This is a genomic window from Streptomyces sp. MUM 2J (genome assembly GCF_022414535.1).
Taxonomy (GTDB): domain Bacteria; phylum Actinomycetota; class Actinomycetes; order Streptomycetales; family Streptomycetaceae; genus Streptomyces.
This window is the reverse complement of the sequence record NZ_JADWYM010000057.1, coordinates 1-18,785: the sequence shown is the minus strand read 5'-3', so window position 1 is coordinate 18,785 and position 18,785 is coordinate 1. Positions and strand designations below refer to the sequence as shown.

Annotated in this window: 13 protein-coding genes and 2 pseudogenes; 9 read left to right on the top strand and 6 right to left on the bottom strand. The window is 69.4% G+C overall.

Going from position 1 to position 18,785, the window contains the following annotated elements; all coding sequences use genetic code 11:
• The first annotated feature begins 186 nt into the window (after positions 1-186).
• The 3 genes from I3F54_RS29530 to I3F54_RS29520 all read left to right on the top strand — a co-directional run bounded on the left by I3F54_RS29530 (position 187) and on the right by I3F54_RS29520 (position 3,971).
• Positions 187-2,163, top strand: coding sequence for an AAA family ATPase (locus I3F54_RS29530; RefSeq protein ID WP_240121994.1), 1,977 nt, complete (start codon positions 187-189; stop codon positions 2,161-2,163).
• 192 nt (positions 2,164-2,355) lie between these two features.
• Positions 2,356-3,189 (top strand): hypothetical protein, encoded by an 834-nt coding sequence (locus tag I3F54_RS29525; RefSeq protein WP_240121993.1) that lies wholly within the window; start codon positions 2,356-2,358, stop codon positions 3,187-3,189.
• Positions 3,186-3,971 carry a hypothetical protein gene (locus tag I3F54_RS29520; RefSeq protein ID WP_240121992.1) on the top strand — a complete coding sequence of 262 codons (786 nt, stop codon included), beginning with the start codon at positions 3,186-3,188 and terminating at the stop codon, positions 3,969-3,971. Before I3F54_RS29525 ends, I3F54_RS29520 begins: the two co-directional genes overlap by 4 nt.
• A gap of 94 nt (positions 3,972-4,065) precedes the next feature.
• On the opposite strand, the pseudogene I3F54_RS29515 reads toward I3F54_RS29520, so the two are convergent.
• A pseudogene (locus I3F54_RS29515) lies at positions 4,066-5,493 on the bottom strand (Helicase associated domain protein); the annotation flags it as partial.
• 307 nt (positions 5,494-5,800) lie between these two features.
• Between I3F54_RS29515 and I3F54_RS29510 the strand changes: the two are divergent.
• The 4 genes from I3F54_RS29510 to I3F54_RS29495 all read left to right on the top strand — a co-directional run bounded on the left by I3F54_RS29510 (position 5,801) and on the right by I3F54_RS29495 (position 10,673).
• Positions 5,801-7,027: an ATP-binding protein gene (locus tag I3F54_RS29510; protein ID WP_240121991.1), complete on the top strand. Its 1,227-nt coding sequence runs from the start codon at positions 5,801-5,803 to the stop codon at positions 7,025-7,027.
• A gap of 161 nt (positions 7,028-7,188) precedes the next feature.
• The gene (locus I3F54_RS29505) at positions 7,189-8,805 is read left to right on the top strand and encodes a Mu transposase C-terminal domain-containing protein (RefSeq protein WP_374205982.1); all 1,617 of its coding nucleotides are present in this window, start codon (positions 7,189-7,191) and stop codon (positions 8,803-8,805) included.
• A complete protein-coding gene (locus I3F54_RS29500; RefSeq protein WP_240121989.1) occupies positions 8,802-9,545 on the top strand; it encodes an ATP-binding protein in 744 nt (247 codons plus the stop codon). Before I3F54_RS29505 ends, I3F54_RS29500 begins: the two co-directional genes overlap by 4 nt.
• Positions 9,546-9,560: 15 nt before the next feature.
• Positions 9,561-10,673, top strand: coding sequence for a hypothetical protein (locus I3F54_RS29495; protein WP_240121988.1), 1,113 nt, complete (start codon positions 9,561-9,563; stop codon positions 10,671-10,673).
• 33 nt (positions 10,674-10,706) lie between these two features.
• Here I3F54_RS29495 and I3F54_RS29490 read toward each other — a convergent pair whose 3' ends face one another.
• Positions 10,707-10,910 (bottom strand): terminal protein Tpg-like protein, encoded by a 204-nt coding sequence (locus I3F54_RS29490; RefSeq protein WP_240121987.1) that lies wholly within the window; start codon positions 10,908-10,910, stop codon positions 10,707-10,709.
• Between the two features lie 204 nt (positions 10,911-11,114).
• Positions 11,115-11,264 (bottom strand): annotated as a pseudogene (locus I3F54_RS32645) (XRE family transcriptional regulator); the annotation flags it as partial.
• A 506-nt stretch (positions 11,265-11,770) separates the two neighbouring features.
• Between I3F54_RS32645 and I3F54_RS29485 the strand changes: the two are divergent.
• Complete coding sequence (locus I3F54_RS29485; protein WP_240121986.1) at positions 11,771-12,355, top strand: hypothetical protein; 585 nt, start codon at positions 11,771-11,773, stop codon at positions 12,353-12,355.
• Positions 12,356-12,722: 367 nt separating this feature from the next.
• Here the strand turns inward: I3F54_RS29485 and I3F54_RS29480 are convergent, their stop codons facing one another.
• Entirely contained in the window at positions 12,723-13,592 is an 870-nt protein-coding gene (locus tag I3F54_RS29480; protein WP_240121985.1) for a hypothetical protein, read from the bottom strand.
• 242 nt (positions 13,593-13,834) lie between these two features.
• On the opposite strand from I3F54_RS29480, the gene I3F54_RS29475 reads away from it, so the two are divergent.
• On the top strand, positions 13,835-14,875 hold the full coding sequence (locus I3F54_RS29475) for a DUF4238 domain-containing protein (RefSeq protein WP_240121984.1): 1,041 nt from the start codon (positions 13,835-13,837) through the stop codon (positions 14,873-14,875).
• 20 nt (positions 14,876-14,895) lie between these two features.
• Here I3F54_RS29475 and I3F54_RS29470 read toward each other — a convergent pair whose 3' ends face one another.
• Together I3F54_RS29470 and I3F54_RS29465 are read right to left on the bottom strand one after the other, a co-directional pair.
• Positions 14,896-17,565: a DEAD/DEAH box helicase gene (locus I3F54_RS29470; protein WP_240121983.1), complete on the bottom strand. Its 2,670-nt coding sequence runs from the start codon at positions 17,563-17,565 to the stop codon at positions 14,896-14,898.
• Positions 17,566-17,602: 37 nt separating this feature from the next.
• On the bottom strand, positions 17,603-18,229 hold the full coding sequence (locus I3F54_RS29465; protein ID WP_240121982.1) for a hypothetical protein: 627 nt from the start codon (positions 18,227-18,229) through the stop codon (positions 17,603-17,605).
• Positions 18,230-18,785: the final 556 nt, after the last annotated feature.

Genomic DNA, 18,785 nt, shown 5'->3' with positions numbered 1-18,785 from the left:
TCGGCGGGCCCGGAGTCTCATGGCGGCGAGGGAGAGTCAGAGGCACAGAAATCGGCCGCAACTGTCAGTGGCGGGATTCATACTGACTGATCAAGCCGCAACGCGTGGTCGCACCTGTCCCATGTGGCGCAGGTGCTGCGCAGTGCGGATCAGACAAGGGCAACGTGGTCCTTGGAGGGGAGTGCCATGCTGGTGACGTCAGTGGAGATCGAGACGTTCCGCAACATCACGAACAAGCAGACCATGATGGTCGACCCCGAGGTCACGTGCCTGATCGGCAAGAACGAGTCGGGCAAGACGACAGTCCTGAAGGCCCTGCACCGGCTGAACCCGGCCAACAACGCCGACGACTTCCACGTCACCACCGACTACCCGCGGCGGCACCTGGCCACGGACCGGCGCAAGAAGAACCTCGACACGGTCGCCCCCGTGACGGCCGTCTTCAAGCTGGAAGACGCCGACTTCGACGCGATTGAGGAACTGGTCGGCGTACGGCCGCCAGCGAAGGCGTACGCCACGGCGTCCCGCCTCTACGACGGCAGCCTCCAAGCAGATGTGCACTGTGCCCTCGAGGACGTCCTGGCGGACGTCTTCGAAGAGGCCGGCGTCGACGACGAGGAGGACCAGAAGGCCATCACCGGGGATCACACGACCATCGAGGCCGTGAGCGCCGCGGCGAAGGCCCGAGCCAAGGAAGTCAACCCTGGCAGGAAGACGGCCCGGGTCAAGGCGATCGAGAAGGTCCCGGCCGAGCTGGACCGCTACAAGAAGTACGTCGAAGAGGGCCTCGATGACGAGGAGCACGAGCAGCTGATCGAGCTGCTCCCGAAGTTCTTCTACTTCTCCACCTACGAGATGCTCCCGGGCGACTGCGACCTCCACGCGCTCGCCGAACGCGCGAGGGCCAAGCAGCGGGAGCGCGGCGACGAGACCATGATGTCCCTGCTCCGCCTCGCCGGCGAAGGGCCGGACGACTTCCTGGACGAGGACTACGCCAGCCGCAAGGCCGAGCTCCAGGCCGCCAGCCTGGGCCTGAGCGCTCAGGTCTTCGAGTACTGGAAGCAGAACGAGGACCTCAGCGTCTCCTTCGACACCGACCTGATCGCCATGCCCCCGGACGTCAACGGTCAGCCGCAGCCCCACCACCGGCTGCTCAAGATCGAGCTGCGCGACGACCGGCACGGCGGCGTGGAGACCAACTTCTCCACCCGCTCCACCGGCTTCCAGTGGTTCTTCTCCTTCCTCGCCGCATTCAGCGCCTACCGCGACACTGACGAGCGCGTCGTCGTCCTGCTGGACGAGCCGGGCACCAGCCTGCACGGCGAGGCCCAAGGCGACTTCCTCCGGTACGTCTACGGCGAGCTCGGGCCCAAGCAGCAGGTCCTCTACACCACCCACTCCCAGCACATGATCGACCCCACGCGGTACGAGACCATGCGTGCCATCCACGACCAGGCCACCCGCACCGATCCGAACCTGGGCGTGGTCATCACCTCGGTCAGCCTGTCCGCGGACCCCAAGACAATCCTGCCGGTGGAAGCGGCGCTCGGATACTCCGTGGCGCAGCACCTGTTCCTCGGAGCCGGCCCGCTCCTGGCCGTGGAAGGCAGCAGCGACTTCGTCTTCCTCATGCGCATGTCCGACTACCTGGTCAGCCAGGGCCGCACCGGCCTGGATCCCCGGTTGTCCATCATCCCGGTCGGCGGCATCGGCAACATGCAGGCCTTCATCGCCGTCATGGGACGCCGCCTGTCCGTCCGTGCGCTCATCGACGGGGCCGAGACAACCAAGGTGACCGCCAAGGTCCGCAGCGCCGCCGAGGCCGCCGAAGTCGATACGTCCCACATCACCGTCATCGGCCAGCTCGAGGGCCTCCCGGAGACGGCCGACATCGAGGACCTGTTCTCCACCAAGGACTACCTCTGGCTCTACAACAAGGCCACCGAGGTCACCGTCAACGAGGAAGACCTGATCACCCCCGACAAGCCCCTCCCGATCCTCCAGCGCATCGGGATCGCCCGGGAGAAACAGCGCAAGCCCAGGGACTTCGACCACGTCGGCCCCGCCCACCAGCTCACCCAGGACAAGGACGCCTTCTTCGCCCAGGTCGACGACGACACCCTCGACCGCTTCGAGGCGGTCTTCAAGAAGCTCACGGCCTGACCCTGCCGACAACACGGGTCCCGGGCGCGACGGATGCCCGGGACCCCGTCTTGACCGAAGGCCCCGCGGCTGCGCGGGCTGCTGGGCAGGCACCGTGGGGCGGCCCTTACCGCGCCCGCCCGCTCCATGCCCAGCATCGACGAGCCGAAGGTGACGCCAGAGTTGTCGGTGAGGCAGGGCAGACTTGATGCTGTGACGACACCCGATGTCCGGGGCCTTGAGCAACTCGAACGGGCTGTCCTGGATGACAGCACTTCTCTTGCCGCCGCCCTCCGGCGATGCCTCATGCTCGGCGGTTACGCCCACCACCAGGAGCTGCGCGCCTGGGCGCGAAGGGAGCTTGAAGGGTACGAGACAGCCGATGAGCTGCCGTCGTACCGGAATGTGCCAGCCGCGATCGAAGTCGAGATGGACCACAGCTTTCCGGGCCAGATCATCACGGGCGACACTCGCCGTATCAGCGCCAACCAGCTACCCCAGCACGCTCGTGACCGTGGCATCGGAGAGCGCGCGCCGGTCCGGCAAGGAGTCAAGGAACTCGAAGCCCTGATCGCCATAGCTGGCAAGAACGTCCAGCTCAGCCTTCCGGGAGCAGCCGAATACGCGATGCAGATGACGGAAGAGCAGCACAAGCTGGGCAATCCCACCGCCAGCATCACATCCGTGCACTGGGCGATCCCCACTCCCAGTGTCCAGGGAGTCCTCGATCACGTCAGAACACGTCTGACCCAGTTCGTCGCGGAAGTGAGAGCCACCATGCCCGCCGGCCAGCAGAACCCCAACCCCGATCAGATCGAGTCGGCCGCACAGCAGGCCTTCAACATCACCGGCGGTGACAACTCCACCATCAACGTCACCGCACCTACCTCGAAGGCGGACCGCGGCGGCACCGCAACAGCCAACGCCAACGAATCCGCACCCGAGACCCCGAAGCCTTGGTGGCACCGAGGCGCGGTCATCTGGACCGCCATCGGAGCGGTAGCGGCGATCGCCAGCGTCGTCGTCCCGCTGCTCCTCACAAAGTGAAGCTCCGCCAAAGCCGCCTCGACCGGCTTGAGAAAGACGTCCTCGACGAGAGCCGCCCACTCGCTCCGATCCTGCGTCAAGTGATCGCCCTGGGCGGGCACGCTCACTCCCAGCCGCTGCGCACCTGGGCACTGCGAGAGCTCAAGGGCTACGAGGGCACGGATGTGCCGATTCCCGACTACCGGAAGATCTCGGCCCCCTTGGTGATGGACGGAATCGCCGGCATGTACCAGTTCCGGAAACAGCAGGTCAGCATGTTCGACCTCCCGGACTTCGTCCGTGATGACCTGGGCACCGAGCTGCGCTTTGGCCGGGGTGTCGGCGAGATCGAATCGCTCCTTGCCAAGGATCCCAGCGAAGCTGTGCCCATCGCACCGCCCATGGCTGCCGAACTGGCTGCTGTGATGAGCCAGAACCCTGCTCGACAGGTGCTCAGGCTCTACTGGGCCGTACACCCGTCTGCGCTTGAAGGGGTCCTCGACCAGATCCGCACCCGACTCGTCGAACTGGTTGGGGAACTGCGAGCCGTAATGCCACAAGGGCAGCAGGACCCCACACCGGACCAGGTGGCCCAAGCTCTCCAGAACATCAGCATCGTCACTGGCGACAACTCCTCAGTAACGGTTACAGCGCCAATGGCCCTCGCCCATCGACGCGGATCAGCACGTGCTGAGGTCAATGGCGCAGGACCGCGCTCAATCTCTCCGAGCACGGTCCTATGGATCACCTTGGCCATTCTCATCACAGCCGCACTGGCCACTGGATTGGCGATGTGGCTCTGACCCTGCCCAGAGCCCCTACGCGCAGCCTGAGGATGGTCCTGACCCCGGTCCGCGCCGACACCGACCGCAAGAGACCCGGGGCAGCCAGGAGCGGTCAGGGGCTGTCCGGGGCGGCCTCGGGAATCGCCACTGGCTTCGCCCAGTCGATGCCCAGCTTCGCGAGGGCGGCGAGCTGGTCTGCGTCCAGCCGGTCTCTCCGGGATTTCGTGTTGGAGATCCACACGCCCAGTTTCACATTCACCGGCTCCGTCTCGCCGTCGACCTCGATCTCGACGACCGCGCCGCGCGGCACGGGCCGGTGGGCGCCTTCCCGTTCCACCCACTGTGTGAGGGCCGCCAGGCCGCGCTGGAACGCCTGCTGCGCCTTGCCCTGCCCATTCGTCGCACCCTTGGCGGCCGGGGCGGGAGACGGCGCCTCCACGGGCGTGACGCCCAGCTGGGACAGCCGCTGCTGCTGTTCGGGGAGGAGCTGCGCCCAGGTGCCGGGGTTCTTCTGCCGCTGGAGCCACCGTCCGATGTCATCGCCCTCGAACAGCACCCCTGACTGGATCTCGGGCAGGTGGCCGTCGGCGTCGACCAGGTCGGCGAGCACCCGGTAGTGGCGTTGCCAGTCCAGCGGCCAGGGGCAGTCCCAGTCCGGGTCGATCTCCGTCAGCTGCGCCGCGCGCACGGCGGCCCGCTCCGGGTCCTTGCCCAGGCCGTTCTTCGCGCCCTTCCGCCGGAGATTGGCCATGTGCTGCCCGACGGGCACCATCGCCTCGCCCTCGCCCCACACCGCGTCCTGACGCGGCGCGAGGTGCCCGGTGGCCCGCCGGTAGGACCGGAGCGCGGCGAGCTTGGCCTCCCACGCTTCCTCGCCCGGCTCCCAGACCATCCCGGCCTCCGGCGCGTCCAGGAGGACCTTGCGCCGGTCCTCCAGCTCCCCGGCTCGCAGTGCCTTGCGCTGCTGGTGCACCCATCGGCCAAGTGGAAACGCCTTCGTCGCCCCGACTTCGACCTCGACGTCGTAGGGCACGGCGTAGACGCCGGTGATCTCGTTCTCCGCGCGCCAGCGGATCAGGGCCTGGTAGCCCTCCAGCCACACCAGCGACTCCGGCCGGTACACCCGGGTGCGCAGGAAAGCCGCGATGGTCGCCGCGTCCCGGGGAGAGGAGAAGTGGAGCAGGGCCGACTCGGCAGCGGCGTCGGTGTCGTGCTGCTCCTGGTCCTCGCCGTCGCCCTCGCCGCCGGCCCCGACGATCCGTCCGTCCTCATCGCGCTGGAGGTGGGCCTTGCGCTTGCCGCTGGTGAGGGCGCGGGAGGCGAGCTGCTCGACCAGGCGCTCATCATGCGAGCGCAGGCCCTGGAGGACCGCTACAAGGGGGCGGAACGAGGCGCTGGCGACCATGTCGGTGGGGTCCTCGCCGGGCTCCAGGAACACGGGCACGATGATCCTGGCGACCTTGGTGGAGCCGTCGCGGTTCAGCCGGAGTGCGCGGCCGATGTTCTGCACGATCTCCACCTGGGAGCCGCGGGTGTCCGCGTGCGATGTGCCGGGGTGGTGTCAGTGAGTGGCGTCAGTGACGGTGTGTCAGACCGGTGCGTTGTCGCCGGTCGGGTGTTGAGGAAGGGCATGGTCACTGTCGTGGGGCGGTGCATACGACGGCCACGGCTGTCATGGGGTGGTACACCACCCTCCGCTCCACTGTCTTGGGAACGGTACTTCTGATCCTTCCGAGGGCTGCGTGGCTGCACCGTGGTGGGTGTCGGTGGCCGTGGTGGAAGGGTGTGGGGTGGGCGAGCCGGGTGTGTGGGGTGAGGTTACGGCAGGGCTGAGGGTGTCCAGGCCGGTGCTGGTGGCGCGGCTGTTGGAGCTCGATGCGGCCGGGGCGTTGACCACGGCGCATGTGCGTGCGGGTGCGCAGGTCGGTGGGGTGACTGCGCGGACGGTGTGGCGGTGGCTGGAGGCGGCGCGGACCGAGGGGCGTGTGGAGCGCAGGCGCCGGTCCCGGCTGGAGTTGTCCGACCATGCGTGGGAGGTGCTGGCGCAGGCGGGCGGGAACGTGGCGGTGCTGCATCGGCATTTGAAGCGGGCTGGGGGTGAGGTGCCGTCGCTGGCGTCGTTGTACCGGGTGGTGCACCGGGACCTTGAGGCCGGCAGGGTTCTGCCGGACCGCGCGATGGTGCGGCGGGATCGGGAGGAGCAGCAGACGAGGCAGGCGCTGGCTGACCTCGCTCTGGCCGCGCCGCGCGAGGGCGGTGCGGCGAAGGTGGTGGCGCGCCGGCCGCCGCACCCTGCGCCGGCGGCGGGCGCGGGCGTGCCATCGGGGGAGCGCGGCGCGCTGGAGGGGGTGGCGTTGCCAGCGGGAGCACAGCTGGTGCGGACGTCGTCGGTTCGGGCGGTGGCCGAGGCGGTCGGGCAGGCGATGGCGGTTCAGGGCGCGGTGTGTGTGTTCGGCGACCCGGGCCGAGGCAAGACCGTCGCCGTGCGGATGGCGCTCCACGCAGTGCCTCCTGGTTGGAAGGTGACGTGGGTGCCGGTGCCGGTGCGCCCGTCGGTGGCCGGCATGCGGCGGGCGGTGTTCGACGCTCTGGCGCTGCCGGGCCGCTTTCCGCACACCTCTGCGCTCGCCGACGCCGCGGTGGCGGGGGCTCTGGGCGAGGCGCGGGTGCTGGTGGTCGATGAGGCGCAGCGCCTGCCCATGCCGTGCCTGGAGTACCTGCAGAGCCTGTGGGACAACCCCGATACGCGGATCACGCTGGTGCTGTGCGGGGCGGGCAGCGAGCGGTCGTTGGCCAGGCTGCCGCATCTGGCATCGCGGATCGGTGCGTGGCAGGAGGTTCCACGCCTAGCCGGAGCGGAAGCAGAGGCCGTGATGACCGGCTTCCATCCACTGTGGCGCACCGTCCCGGCCCCGGACCTGAGATGGATCGACCAGTCGTGCGCCCACGGCACATTCCGCACGTGGGCCGCTTTGACCGCGCACCTGCAGAACGCGCTGCTCACCACCGCTGACGCAGCCATCGACCGGACCTTGCTGAGGCGGCTGTTCCAGCGGGTCGCGCCGCCGCTGTGACGGGAGCGCTCATGCAGGGGGAGGGCGATTGCCTGCTCCCGGCCACGGCACGCACACGATGTCCCGCCCGGGTGAGGGGAACTGGCATGGAGGACGGTGACGCGGTCCGCGCAGGCGGCGGACTGCCTGATGCGTCGAGGATGGCACTGCGTGGCCCGGCTGTGCGGCGGCTGCTCGCACTGCGGGCAGGGAAGATGCTGACAGCAGGGCACGTGCGGGTGGCCGCGGATGCGCTGGGGGTGTCGGAGCGCACGGTGTGGCGCTGGCTGGCCGCCGCTCAGAGCGATCAGACCGCGGCCGCCTACCCCGGTGCCCGATCTCGAGCCGACGCCAGGTTCACGATCACGCCCGAAGTCCGCGGCCTGCTCGCACTGTGGAAAGGGAACGTGCGGGCAGTTCATCGCGAGCTGGTCCTGCGTGCCGCTCGGCAGTCCCCGCCTGCGGACGCACCGTCGCTGACGACGCTGCACCGGGCGATCCAGCGGGATCTGTCGCCGGGGGAGCGGGCTGGGCTTGCGGGTGGTGAGCGGGCGGCGCGTAAGCATGATGTGTTCCTGGCCCGGCCACGCGGCTGGCGCAACCACGTGTGGGAGACCGACCACATGCAGGCCCCCGTCCAGGTCGATGTCGAGGGCAGGGCCCGCAGGCCGTGGATCACCTGGTTCACCGACTGCGCCACCAACGCGATTACCGGTGTCGCCGTGACGCCGGTGCATCCGTCACGGGAGTCGGTGCTGGCCGCGCTGCGCTCCGCGGTTTTGCGGGAGGACCCCTACGGCCCGTTCGGCGGTCTGCCCGAGAAAGTGCGTGTCGATCGCGGCAAGGACTTTCTGTCCCGGACGGTGACCGCCGCGTTCGATCTGCTGGACGTGACGGTGGAGGACCTGCCCGCCTACACCCCGCACCTCAAGGGCACTGTGGAGGGTCTGAACCGGGCGGTGGAGAGCATGTTCCTGGCCGCGCTGCCCGGCTATGCCCGCCAGCCGCGCCCGGGTAAACGCTCTTCCCGGCCGAAGGACGAGGTGCTGCTCGGCTTCGAGGACTTCACCGCCCGGCTGCTGGATTGGACGCTGTGGTGGAATACCGAGCACCGCCCGGCGCCGTTGCGGGGCAGGACCCCGGTTGAGGCGTGGCAGGACGATCCCACCCCGCTACGGGACGTGGCCGCTGCGGATCTGTGGACGTTCACCTTGGAGGACGCCGGCACCCGCATGCTGACCACTCGCGGCATCCGTTTCAAAAAGCGTGACTATGTGGGGCCGTGGATGACCGGGCAGGCCGGGATCCAGGTCCGTATCCGTTTCATGCCCCACCACGACCACCGCGTCGAGGTCTACCACGCCGCCACCGGCCGCTACCTGGGTCCTGCGGACCTGGCCGACCAGGCCACCGAGGAACAGGTCAGCGCTGTACGGCGGGCACGGGCCGCCCGCAGCCGCCGTCTGAAGAAGGACCTCGAAGCTTCCCAGCGCGAGCGCTACGCCGCCGTGAACCAGCCCGAGGCCCCCCGGCGGCTCGGCGCACTGACCGGTGCACAGGCCGACGCCGAACTCGCCCGGAGTGCCGGCACCAGCCTGTCGCAGCTTGCGCTGCCGGACGTCATCCCGCACGCTGCGCCCCCGGCCGACTGGCGCACCCCTGCTTCCCTGGCTGCGCTGACCACGGCGGGTCGGCCCGCCCCGCTCCCGTCCAGCCGTGATTCCGCCCCTGTAGTCCCGGACGGCCCGGCCGGGCGGGGCGCACCTTCCACCCCCGACGAAGACGGAGACCCCTCGTGACCGCGGCGACCTATCAGTACGTCGACCTGCCCGACGCCTCCGTGGTCACCACCCGCGCCCTGCTCACCGCGCGGGAGAACATCGGCGATACGGTCGCCGCCCGCGCGATGATGTGCATCCACGGCGGCGCCGGCTTCGGCAAGACGCTCGCCGTCAACACCTGCCTGCGTGAACTCGAACCCGGCGAGGACGTCCGCAAGATCACCTTCCGGGCCCGTCCCACCGCCCGAGCGGTGCGCTACGAGCTGTTCACCGCGCTCGACCTGGCCGGCGAGCCACCGCGCCACCCCAGCGAATTCGACCGCCTGCTGAAGACCGCCCTGGCCGAACGCCCCCGCACCTTCCTCGTCGACGAAGCACAGTGGCTCAACGGGGAGGCATTCGAGTACTTCCGCTACCTGTGGGACGAACCCTCCACCCAGCTCGCGATCATCTTCGTCGGCGGCGAGGGCTGCCACACCGTTCTGCGCCGCGAACCGATGCTCTCCTCCCGCATCTTCATCTGGCAGCACTTCACCCGCCTCACCCCCAGCGAGGTCCTCGACGTCATCCCGCTGTTCCACCCGATCTGGGCCGACGCCGACCCCGACGACATCACCTTCGCCGACAGCCACGCCGCACACGGCAACTTCCGCGCCTGGGCCCAGCTGACCGCCCACACCCGCACCGCCCTGGCACGCACCGGCCGCCCCCGCGTCGACCAGGAACTGCTGCGCTGGGCCTTCAGCCGCCTCGCCTGACCACCAACACAGCCCATGCCTCCGGCCCCACCGCTGTCGCCCGTCACCGTGGTCATCGACCGCCATGACGACGTGATCCACACCCGCACCGCCCTGGCCGCCCACCACCTGCCGTCCGGCCGGATCACCCTGCACCCCGGCCCGGGCACCACCAGCGAGACCGGCCTCGCCCACGACCTTCTCGCCACCCTGGGCAAACCGCCCCTACTCACCGGCCGCTTTCCCGCCGGGCGCCAGCCCGCCTGGGAAGCCGCTGCCGCCTGGATGACCGCCCTGCCCGTCACCCGGCTGACCGTCCTGCGCGCCCACCGCCTCACCACCCGCCGCATAATGCGCCTCCTGGAGCTGCGTGCCCTCACCGGTATCCACCTGACCCTGGTCTGCCACCGCCCCCACCTTCCCGCCGCCCTGCACCAGGCCCTGCGGACAGCCGACTACTCCCTCACCACCGACCTCGACGCAGCCCGCCGCCACTACTACGGCACACCAGTCACCGAATCCCCACTCGCAGACGAGCCCGCCGGGCCGACCGGTCCGTGGCTCACCCTGCCCGCACTGGAACGCCTCATCTCCTACGACAGCCCCCGCCCCTGCACCGACCCGTGCACCCCGCCCCCGATCATCTGGCGGCACCGCCCACCGCCCGCTCCTCTCACCGCACACACCGCCCAGCGAGTCGCCCACCGCCTCCACGCAGCGACCGCACATCCGCGCCTGGCCGCGGCCATCGCCGCCGCACTGTTCACCGGCGCCTCCCTCCAACAACTCGCCACCGCCCGCCCCCACGACTACGACACCGCCGCGGCCACGCTCGCCCTCCACGACCGCGCCCGCTACACCGACGGCTGCGCCGCCCACCCCGTACCACCCTGGGCCAGCGTCTTCCTGCAAGCGACCGCCTGCTTCACCCGGCTCGTCTCCGGCGAGGACCAGGAACTGCTCGCCGCGCCAGGTGACCGTGCACACCTGCTGCGCGTGGCGGAGACGGCCAAGCTGCGCCCGCCCCAGCCGCCCGCAGCCCGCCGCCAAGGCCCGGTTGGCCGTGTGGAGTGGGATTGGCGAGAGCGGCAGGAAGCCGAAAGGTACGAAGCGAGACCGGCCAGGCGCGTCAGCCCCTCGCGACGCTGAACACCCTTACGTGGTTACGCGCGCGGGCCGGGCTCAGCCGATCGAGAAGTCGGCGAACTCGATGTCGCTGAAAGCGATGTGCAGCCCGTGGGCCCGGTGGCCCCATTCGCGGAAGTAGGCGTGCCCCAGCGCGCGGGCGAGGATCACCGTCTGCTGCTGCTCGCCCGCGCCGGCATCCCGGGCGGCGAACAGCTCCCGGGCTACCTCTCCCGGCAGGTCCTGGGTGATCCACCGCACCCGCGGATCGTCCGAGGAACCTGCCGCAGCAGCAAACCCGAACCGCGCCCTGGTATGGAAGACGAACCCCTCCGCCTCTGCCTGGGCACGCCGACGGGCCCGTACTCGCGGCTGCCACCGAGCCAGGACGGCTTCCTCGATCGCCCGAACCTGCGTCGGACCCGGAGGACGACGCGCTCCTGGCTTCTTCGTCACCCACCGCTGCACGGTGCGCTGCGAGACCCCCAGCACGGCGGCCACCTTCCGGGTGGAACCCCGATGCGCTGCCAGCAGGAAACGCAGGCGAGTCTCGGTGCTTGAGGGAACGGGCCGGGTGCGCAACGCGCGCTCCAAACCCTGCTCGATCTGTCCCATGCCCGCCTCTCGAAGCGGCCAGCCGGCAGGGCCGACACATGCAGTCCGTTGCGCCAGTTCTCCCACGTCGTCTGCTCCTGCCTGCCAGTTTCTGCAAACTCCAGACAGCGCTGGCTGACGCAGGCTACGAGCCCCTGGGTGAGCATCAGCGATAAGCCGAAGGAGCGGGTCACGACAGACGCCACCGGCATCCCAGTGCTGTCCTTCTGGTACCGAGCCCAGGGCGCGGCGGGAGAGCTTCGCCGGGAGGAGACCTGGCGTGCCCCTCCGACTGCGCCTCGTCCACGCCGCCGTCCGGCATCCGCATGCCCTAGCCAGTATCCTGCTCGCAGGGCTGACGCCCCGGGCTTCGCCGACGCCCACACCGCACCCGGACACCCACACTGACCGGAACACTGGTGGAAGGTCTTCCGGGATCAACGGACTGCTTGACGAGCACCTTGACGATCCATTCGAGCCGGGGTTGCCGTGTGGGGGCGAGGAACCGGTGCCGAGAGGACCCGTCCATGACCAAACGCACGACCGAGCAGCAGCGCGCCCGCGAACTCCAGCGCACCGCACGTGAGCAGGGCACAGACCTCAGCTACCACGAAGCCCTCAACTGGGTACGTGAAACCGCCGAGGTACAGGCCGAGAACCCGGGCCTGATCGCTGTTGCCGTGCCGCACGACCACTGCGTCATGGTCTTCCCCGCGAACACGGACCCCGAGTACATCCGCAACGCGATCACGCCGATCTCCGAAGCCGAACGCGCGCTCGCCAACGAGCTGCTCCAGCGGCGGAACGCTTTGATGGACAACCACTCCAAGGCGGAGATCATCGCCATGATCCTCAGGAGGTGGCGCTACGAGCCGGGCGAGGATCTCGCACGCTGGACCAAGCAGGAGCTCGCCAACGAGCTGGTGAACGCTGAGGACGGCCGTGAGCGTTACGAGGCGTACGGGCGGGTGGCGCTGCTCAACGGAAAACCGGCGCCTGACTCACGACCTCTTTGCGGGGGTGCCGGCTGCCCCGGACACGGCAGCGCGACAACCTGGCCGGAAACCCGCGCGCGCTTCCGCGCCCAAGGGCCCTGCACCGACGCACAGTAGCCCGCATGGCCTTACGCCCTCGCCTGTTCCAGTCCGAGGTCGGCGAGCGCGGCGAGCTGTTCGGCGGTGATCTTTGCTTGCCGCTCCCAGGACGGCCGTTGGGACGTGCGGCGCTTCGTGCTCTCTGCGGCGAGACCAGCAGTGGATCGCGGACGAGGAACGTGCTGTTGCCCGCCCCCAGGAACTCGGCCCCACCCGCTGCTACTGGTAAACCGGACACGCTACGGGCCCCGGGGGATCAGCCGTGATGTCCCCGGGGCCCGGCATAGGGCAGCCCCGTAGGACCACCGCTGCGTCACCTCGGTCGGGAAGGCGGCCGGATTCGCCTGTCCGGGCGCTCAGTCGCCCAAAGCAGAGCGGTCGCCTACTACTGCTCCGGCCATAGATCGGTTGGGCGCCGCGCGGACTCCGTCAGAGCCTTCAGGGCATGTGCCCAGGCGTACGCCTTCGTGGCGCAGCCGGCCAGCGTGTGGAAGTCCGCAAGCGTTCGTGCCGTGGTACCGGCTACGGGACGGATCGCCCGTCTTGTCTCCTTCAGACACTCAGCGGCGGGTCCGGTCAGGATGTCGAGGTCTCGGCTGATCGCTTGGGCGGTGTCGGGGTCCAGCCAGACGCAGCCGGCGGCGATCAGTCGTACGCGGAGGCTGCTCTCCAAGAACCGCCACTCGGCCTCGACCTTCCGGGCCCACTCTGCGGCCTGTCTGCTTGTCCGGAGGCTCGTCTCCGCGTGGACGGTATCCCAGAATTCGGCGGCTGCGGCAGCTGCTCGCTCCCAGACATCCCCGGATGGTGAGACATGCGTTCTCCGAGGAGGCTCGCGGATGCTGAGGGTCCTGGTGACAGCTTCCGTGTAGAAGTGCTCGGCCTTGGCCACGACGTTGGCGACCGCCGCGTCGGCGCTAGGCCCGGCTGATGGCAGGAAGCTCCACACGGTCCGGTGGTAGTCGGCTGCGGCCCGCCCGGCGGTGCTGAGAACGGCCCGCTTCTCGGAGCGCTCCACTTGGTCCTTGCTGAGGACGTCCAGGAAGAACACTGTGAAGGGAATGCCGAACAGCACGCCCACGACAGCCGAGAGCAGGTTCGACCCGTAGGCCGAGCCATGCAGCCAGGACAGACATGACCATCGCTCCGTCGTCAGAAGGAACGCCAGCAGGAGCGCTCCCATGCACAGGGACCCGATGCAGAGGCCGCGGATGTATCCGGGCGCTACCTTCCAGTCTTCTCGGAACTTCGCCACATCTCCCTCCCTTGAGGAGGAGTGCACAATCGGGTCGGTGGGGGTTACGGAACCATCCTCGGTGCGCCCCGGCGATACAGCATCTGAAGCGGAGGCCCTCAATGCCATGTCGCCGCCCGGCTGATCTTGGGACGGTCGGCCGAAGCAGCGAAAATCGGGCCGTCAGTACGTGCAGGGGACGGCGTCTACTGCGCACATCGCTCGCTGTAGCGGGGCCGTCGAGTTGAAGGCAGGGGAGCGGCATGGAGTGGAGACTGGTCGGCCGAGTAGCCAACCCGTGGGGTCAGGTCCCGGTGTCGGGCGGTGGCCAGGCAGTGAACCCACGCGTCCAGGAATACATGGTGAACGTGGGCGCGGCAGCGCTGAGACGGGACTGTGTCTCGCGCAGACACCACTACGTTCCCCAGGCATACATGAAAGCGTGGAGTTCCGATGGCAGACGCGTCCGGGTCCTGGACACAGTCAACGGCTCCGACCGCCTCCAAGGCCTGCGGGACACCTGCGTCCGCGAGAACTTCTACCGCGTGACGGACGCTCTTGGCGCGCCGCACAATCAGGCTGAAGCGATGCTCGCCGTCATCGATGACGAGGCCGCAAGGCTTCTGCGCCTGCTGCGCGGGTGGGTGCCGGATGACGACATGAACTTCGATGACTTCATGTCGCTTGCCGTGGTTCTCGCCTTCCAGCGCAACCGCACACCACAGCGCAAACGGCTGATGGAGGCGCACGACACTTGGATGAGAGAGCGCGCGCTGCAAGAGACCCCGCCCCTGACGACGACGGGGTTCATAGCGAGCCTCTTCCAAAGCACGTATGGAGCAGCCGATGAGCACTCCACCCGACAGCTTGAGCTGTGGGACGATCCGCAAGCGCGACTGATCACCAGCGACCAGCCAGTCATCCTGTCGACCGATGCCTCCGGCCGCTCGCCTTCGACGCTGACGAGCCAATACCTATGGTGGCCCATTAGCCCTTCCCGCCTGCTCGTGCTGAGCCAGGACCTGCAGCCACGGAAGGTCGTCCATCGCATACTGACCCGTAAGGAGGTTGACCGACTGCGCGCTGCAGTTATCAGGAACGCTGAGGCAGCGGTCATCGCCCTTCCACAGGACACAGACCTTCCTGCCGGCCGAATCCTGCGACGCAGACCGCAACTCTCGGTGGCCTGCACGCCCGTCGATCCGCAGGTGCCCCGGTGCCGCATCGAGCTTGCCACCGGTTATGGGGCAGAGACCCTTGACCAGGCATGCCGACCCTTGTGCGCCATGAACATAGGGGCATGAGGCGATAGTGAACGCATCGATCATGCCCAGCCGATGCCCAGCTTCCGTAGCGCCTCCAGTTGCTCCTGGTCGAGCTTGTCGCGTCTGGCCCGGGTGTTGGAGACCCATACGCCTAGCTTGATGGTCACCGGTTCCGTCTCGCCGTCGACCTCGATCTCGACGACCGCGCCGCGGGGTACGGGCCGGTGGGCGCCTTCCCGCTCCACCCACTGCGCCAGGGCTGTCAGGCCGCGCTGGAACGCCTGCTGCGCCTTGCTTGGGCCCTTCGCCGTGCGGGGCGCCGCCGGGGCGGGAGACGGGGCCTGGGCGGGCTGCACGCCCAGCTTGGTCAGCCGTTCCTGCTGCTCTGTCGACAGCTGCGCCCAGGTGCCCGGGTTCTTCTGCCGCTGAAGCCACCGCCCGATGTCGTCGCCCTCGAAGAGCACCCCGGGTTCGATGGCCGGCAGACTGCCGTCGGCGTCGACCAGGTCCGCGAGGACGCGGTAGTGGCGCTGCCAGTCCAGTGGCCACGGGCAGTTCCAGTCCTCATCGACCGCGGCCAGTTGCTGCGCGCGCACGGCGACCCGCTCCGCGTCCTTGCTCAGACCGCCCTTCCGGCGCAGGTTGGCCATGTGCTGCCCGACGGGCACCATCGCTTCACCCTCGCCCCACACGGCGTCCTGACGCGGCGCGAGGTGCCCCATGGCCCGCCGGTAGGAGCGCAGCGCGGCGAGCTTGCTCTCCCACGCCTCCTCGCCCGGCTCCCACACCATCCCGGCCTCCGGGGCGTCCAGCAGCGTCTTGCGCCGCTCCTCCAGCTCCCCGGCCCGCAGCGCCTTGCGCTGCTGGTGCACCCACCGCCCGAGCGGGAAGTCCTTGGTGACGCCGACCTCGACCTCGACGTCGTACGGGACGGCATAGAGGCCGGTGATCTCGTTCTCGGCGCGCCAGCGGATGAGGGCCTGGTAGCCCTCCAGCCACACCAGGGACTCCGGGCGGTAGACCCGGGTGCGCAGGAACGCCGCGATCGTGGCGGCGTCGCGCGGGCTGGAGAAGTGCAGCAGGGCCGCTTCGGCAGCGGCCTGCGTGTCGTCGTCCTCCTCCTGGTCCTCGCCGTCGCCCTCGCTGCCGGCCCCGACGATCCGTCCGTCCTCGTCACGCCGCAGGTGGACCTTGCGCTTGCCGCTCGTGAGCGCCCGGGAGGCGAGCTGCTCGACCAGACGTTCGTCATGCGAACGCAGGCCCTGGAGGACCGCTACAAGGGGGCGGAAGCTGGCACTGGCGACCATGTCGGTCGGGTCCTCGCGGGGCTCCAGGAACACCGGCACGATGATCCTGGCCACCTTCGTGCTGCCGTCCTTGTTGAGCCGGAGCGCGCGGCCGATGTTCTGCACGATCTCCACCTGGGAGCCGCGGGTGTCCGCGAAGCAGACAGCCTCGACTCCCCGTTCGCCGGTGATGTCCACACCTTCCCCGAGCACCCGAACGCTGGCGAGGAAGGCGCGGTGGACCCGGCGACCGGCGGCGTCGATGCCGTTGGCGAACTGCCTGATGACCTCGCGCCGCTCGGTCACGAGGTGGTCGCCGCACAGCCACGCCGACCACACCCGGTCCGGCGGGACGTGGCGGCCCGCCTCGAGTTCATAGAACTCCGCGTCGATGGAGGACTTCGGCAGCTTGTCCGCGGCGGCCAAGTCGTCGTCGCTGGCGTCGTTGAGGTACAGCTCGGCAGCGGTCTTCGGGAGCTTCTCCGCGAACGCGGCGGCTTCCTCGACCTTCTGGTGGAACGTCATAACCGTACGGAGGTTGTACGCGGCGGCGTGCTCCAGGAGCGCGGTCTGCAGGAGCGCCAGGCGCCGCCCGCGCTGCGCCTCCTCCGACTCCCCGAGGACGGGGGAGGGGTCGCGGATCTCCAGGACGTCGATCTCGAACCCCGCCAGGATCTCGCGCTCGATCGCCTCCGAGAGTCCGAGCTCTGCGAGCCACGCGCCGTACGTGCCCTCCGGGTCGTCGGCCATGGTCGCGATCTCCGCCTCCTGGCCCTCCGCGCCCTTCTGCGGGCGGGCCGCGGCGAGGATGCGCGGGGTCGCGGTCAGGTAGAGCCGGAAGTCCGCCGGGATGCGGGCGTTGTCGTGGATCGCCGCCCACGGCCGACCAAGATCACCAGCGGTGCCATGGGCCTCATCCACGATCGCGAGGTCAAAGCCGTCCATGCGCTGGCCGTACAGCCGCTCTCCGCCCGCCAGAGCGGCCTCCAGCGGCCCGCGAACCTTCCGCTGGCCCTCCGGTGCGTCGATGTCCTCGCGGTCCACCAGGGAGGCGTACGTGGCGAACACGACGACCGGCCCATGCCCGGCCCACAGGGCGAGCTGGATCGGGTTCGTGGTGGTCCGCACGCCCAACTCCTTGAGCACCGGGTCGTTCTCCAGCGAGCACACCGCGACCATCGGCGCCCGGTGACCCACCAGGCGCCACGCCTGGGCGGTCTGCGCGAGCAGGTCCAGGGTGGGCACGGTCACGAGGATCCGGCCGTCCGCGAACGACTCCAGCGCGCACGCGGCGGCCGTGATCGTCTTGCCCGAGCCGGTCGCTGACACGATCGTGGCACGGGCACCCTGCGGGGGCACAGATGACCTTGCAGGGAATCCCACCCACCTGCGAAACGCGGAGCGCTGATCGACCTGGTGTTCCTTGAGCTGAATCGCTGACATTTCCTTGCCTCCCCGAGCGGTCAATTCCTGTGGTCTTTCAGAGGGCCGCGTGCGGAATGCAGGCCGCGCCCAAGTCGTTCCAGATCGACGCATCCGCCTTGTGCCAGCCGCCCGGCTTTCCGTCCTTGAACGGCGGCTTGTCGTCCGGGTCGTAGTGCCCGGCATCGAGCGTGCAGACGATGACGTCCCCGTCCGCGTTCCGCGTCCGGGCCGTGCACAGACCGCCGGCCTCACCCAGCGCCTCCAGCACCCTGCGCCGCGCCGTGGTGTGAGGATGGGGGCGCGGCAGCACGTTCTCCCGGACGAACCTCTCCAGCCGCACCAGGTCGGCCCGCTCACGCTGCCTCACGTCCGCGATGTGTACGGCCAGTTCAGCGGCCCCGGCCAACCGGCCGCCGCGCCGCGACCACTCCCGGTCCGCGATGCGCACCAGGGCCTCGCTCACGGCCGTCACGCCGTCATCCCAGCCGTTCTCGAACACCGGGCCACGTGAGCGCGGCGCCATGCCGCCCAGCTCCACCACCTCGCACTGCGCCCCAGCGACCGCTCCGGCCTCCAGCGCGGCCACCAAGTCGTCCGCCTCGCTCGCGGGTACGCTCTGCGCCTCCAGGAGCGCGAACAGCCTTAACCGGGCGTTGACGCCCGCCGTCTGATACTGGCTCACCCGGCGCACAGAATCGCTGCTCAGCGCGGGATCTGGTCCGGTAGATTCGTGGTGACCGGTCATCTGGGGTCGTTCCTCTCGGAATTTCGGGGAGGTTCCCGGGTGGTTGGGGGGTGTCTCGTCTTTCCGCCAACGGTACATGCTGCATCAACCTGATGCGCGCGGTACACTGGAACCCACACGAACGAGCGCCCCCACCCCTCGTAGTTCTGGAGGCGCAGCCGGAAGGACCGTCAGGCGGGGAGCGCAGCGGACCCGCCCAGGAGTGCGGAGCACTCCCCAACTCCCGTACTGGAGGCCCGACTAGCCGCACCTGACACCCCGCCAGCCACGGCCGCGCGATGCGCGGCCAGAGCCGGGCGCGCAGCGGCCGGCCCCGCTGCCTCCTGGAGCGCAGCGGAGGGAGGCGCCGTGCTCCAGGAGGCAGCGGGAGCGCAGCGACCGCTGGCAACCCCGTTGCAGAGCAACGGGGTTCGCACCCGCGGAGCGGGTGCGTAACAACCGCGCGCAGCGCGGTTGTTCGCTTGCACATCGCGCAGCGATGTGGTACCCGCTC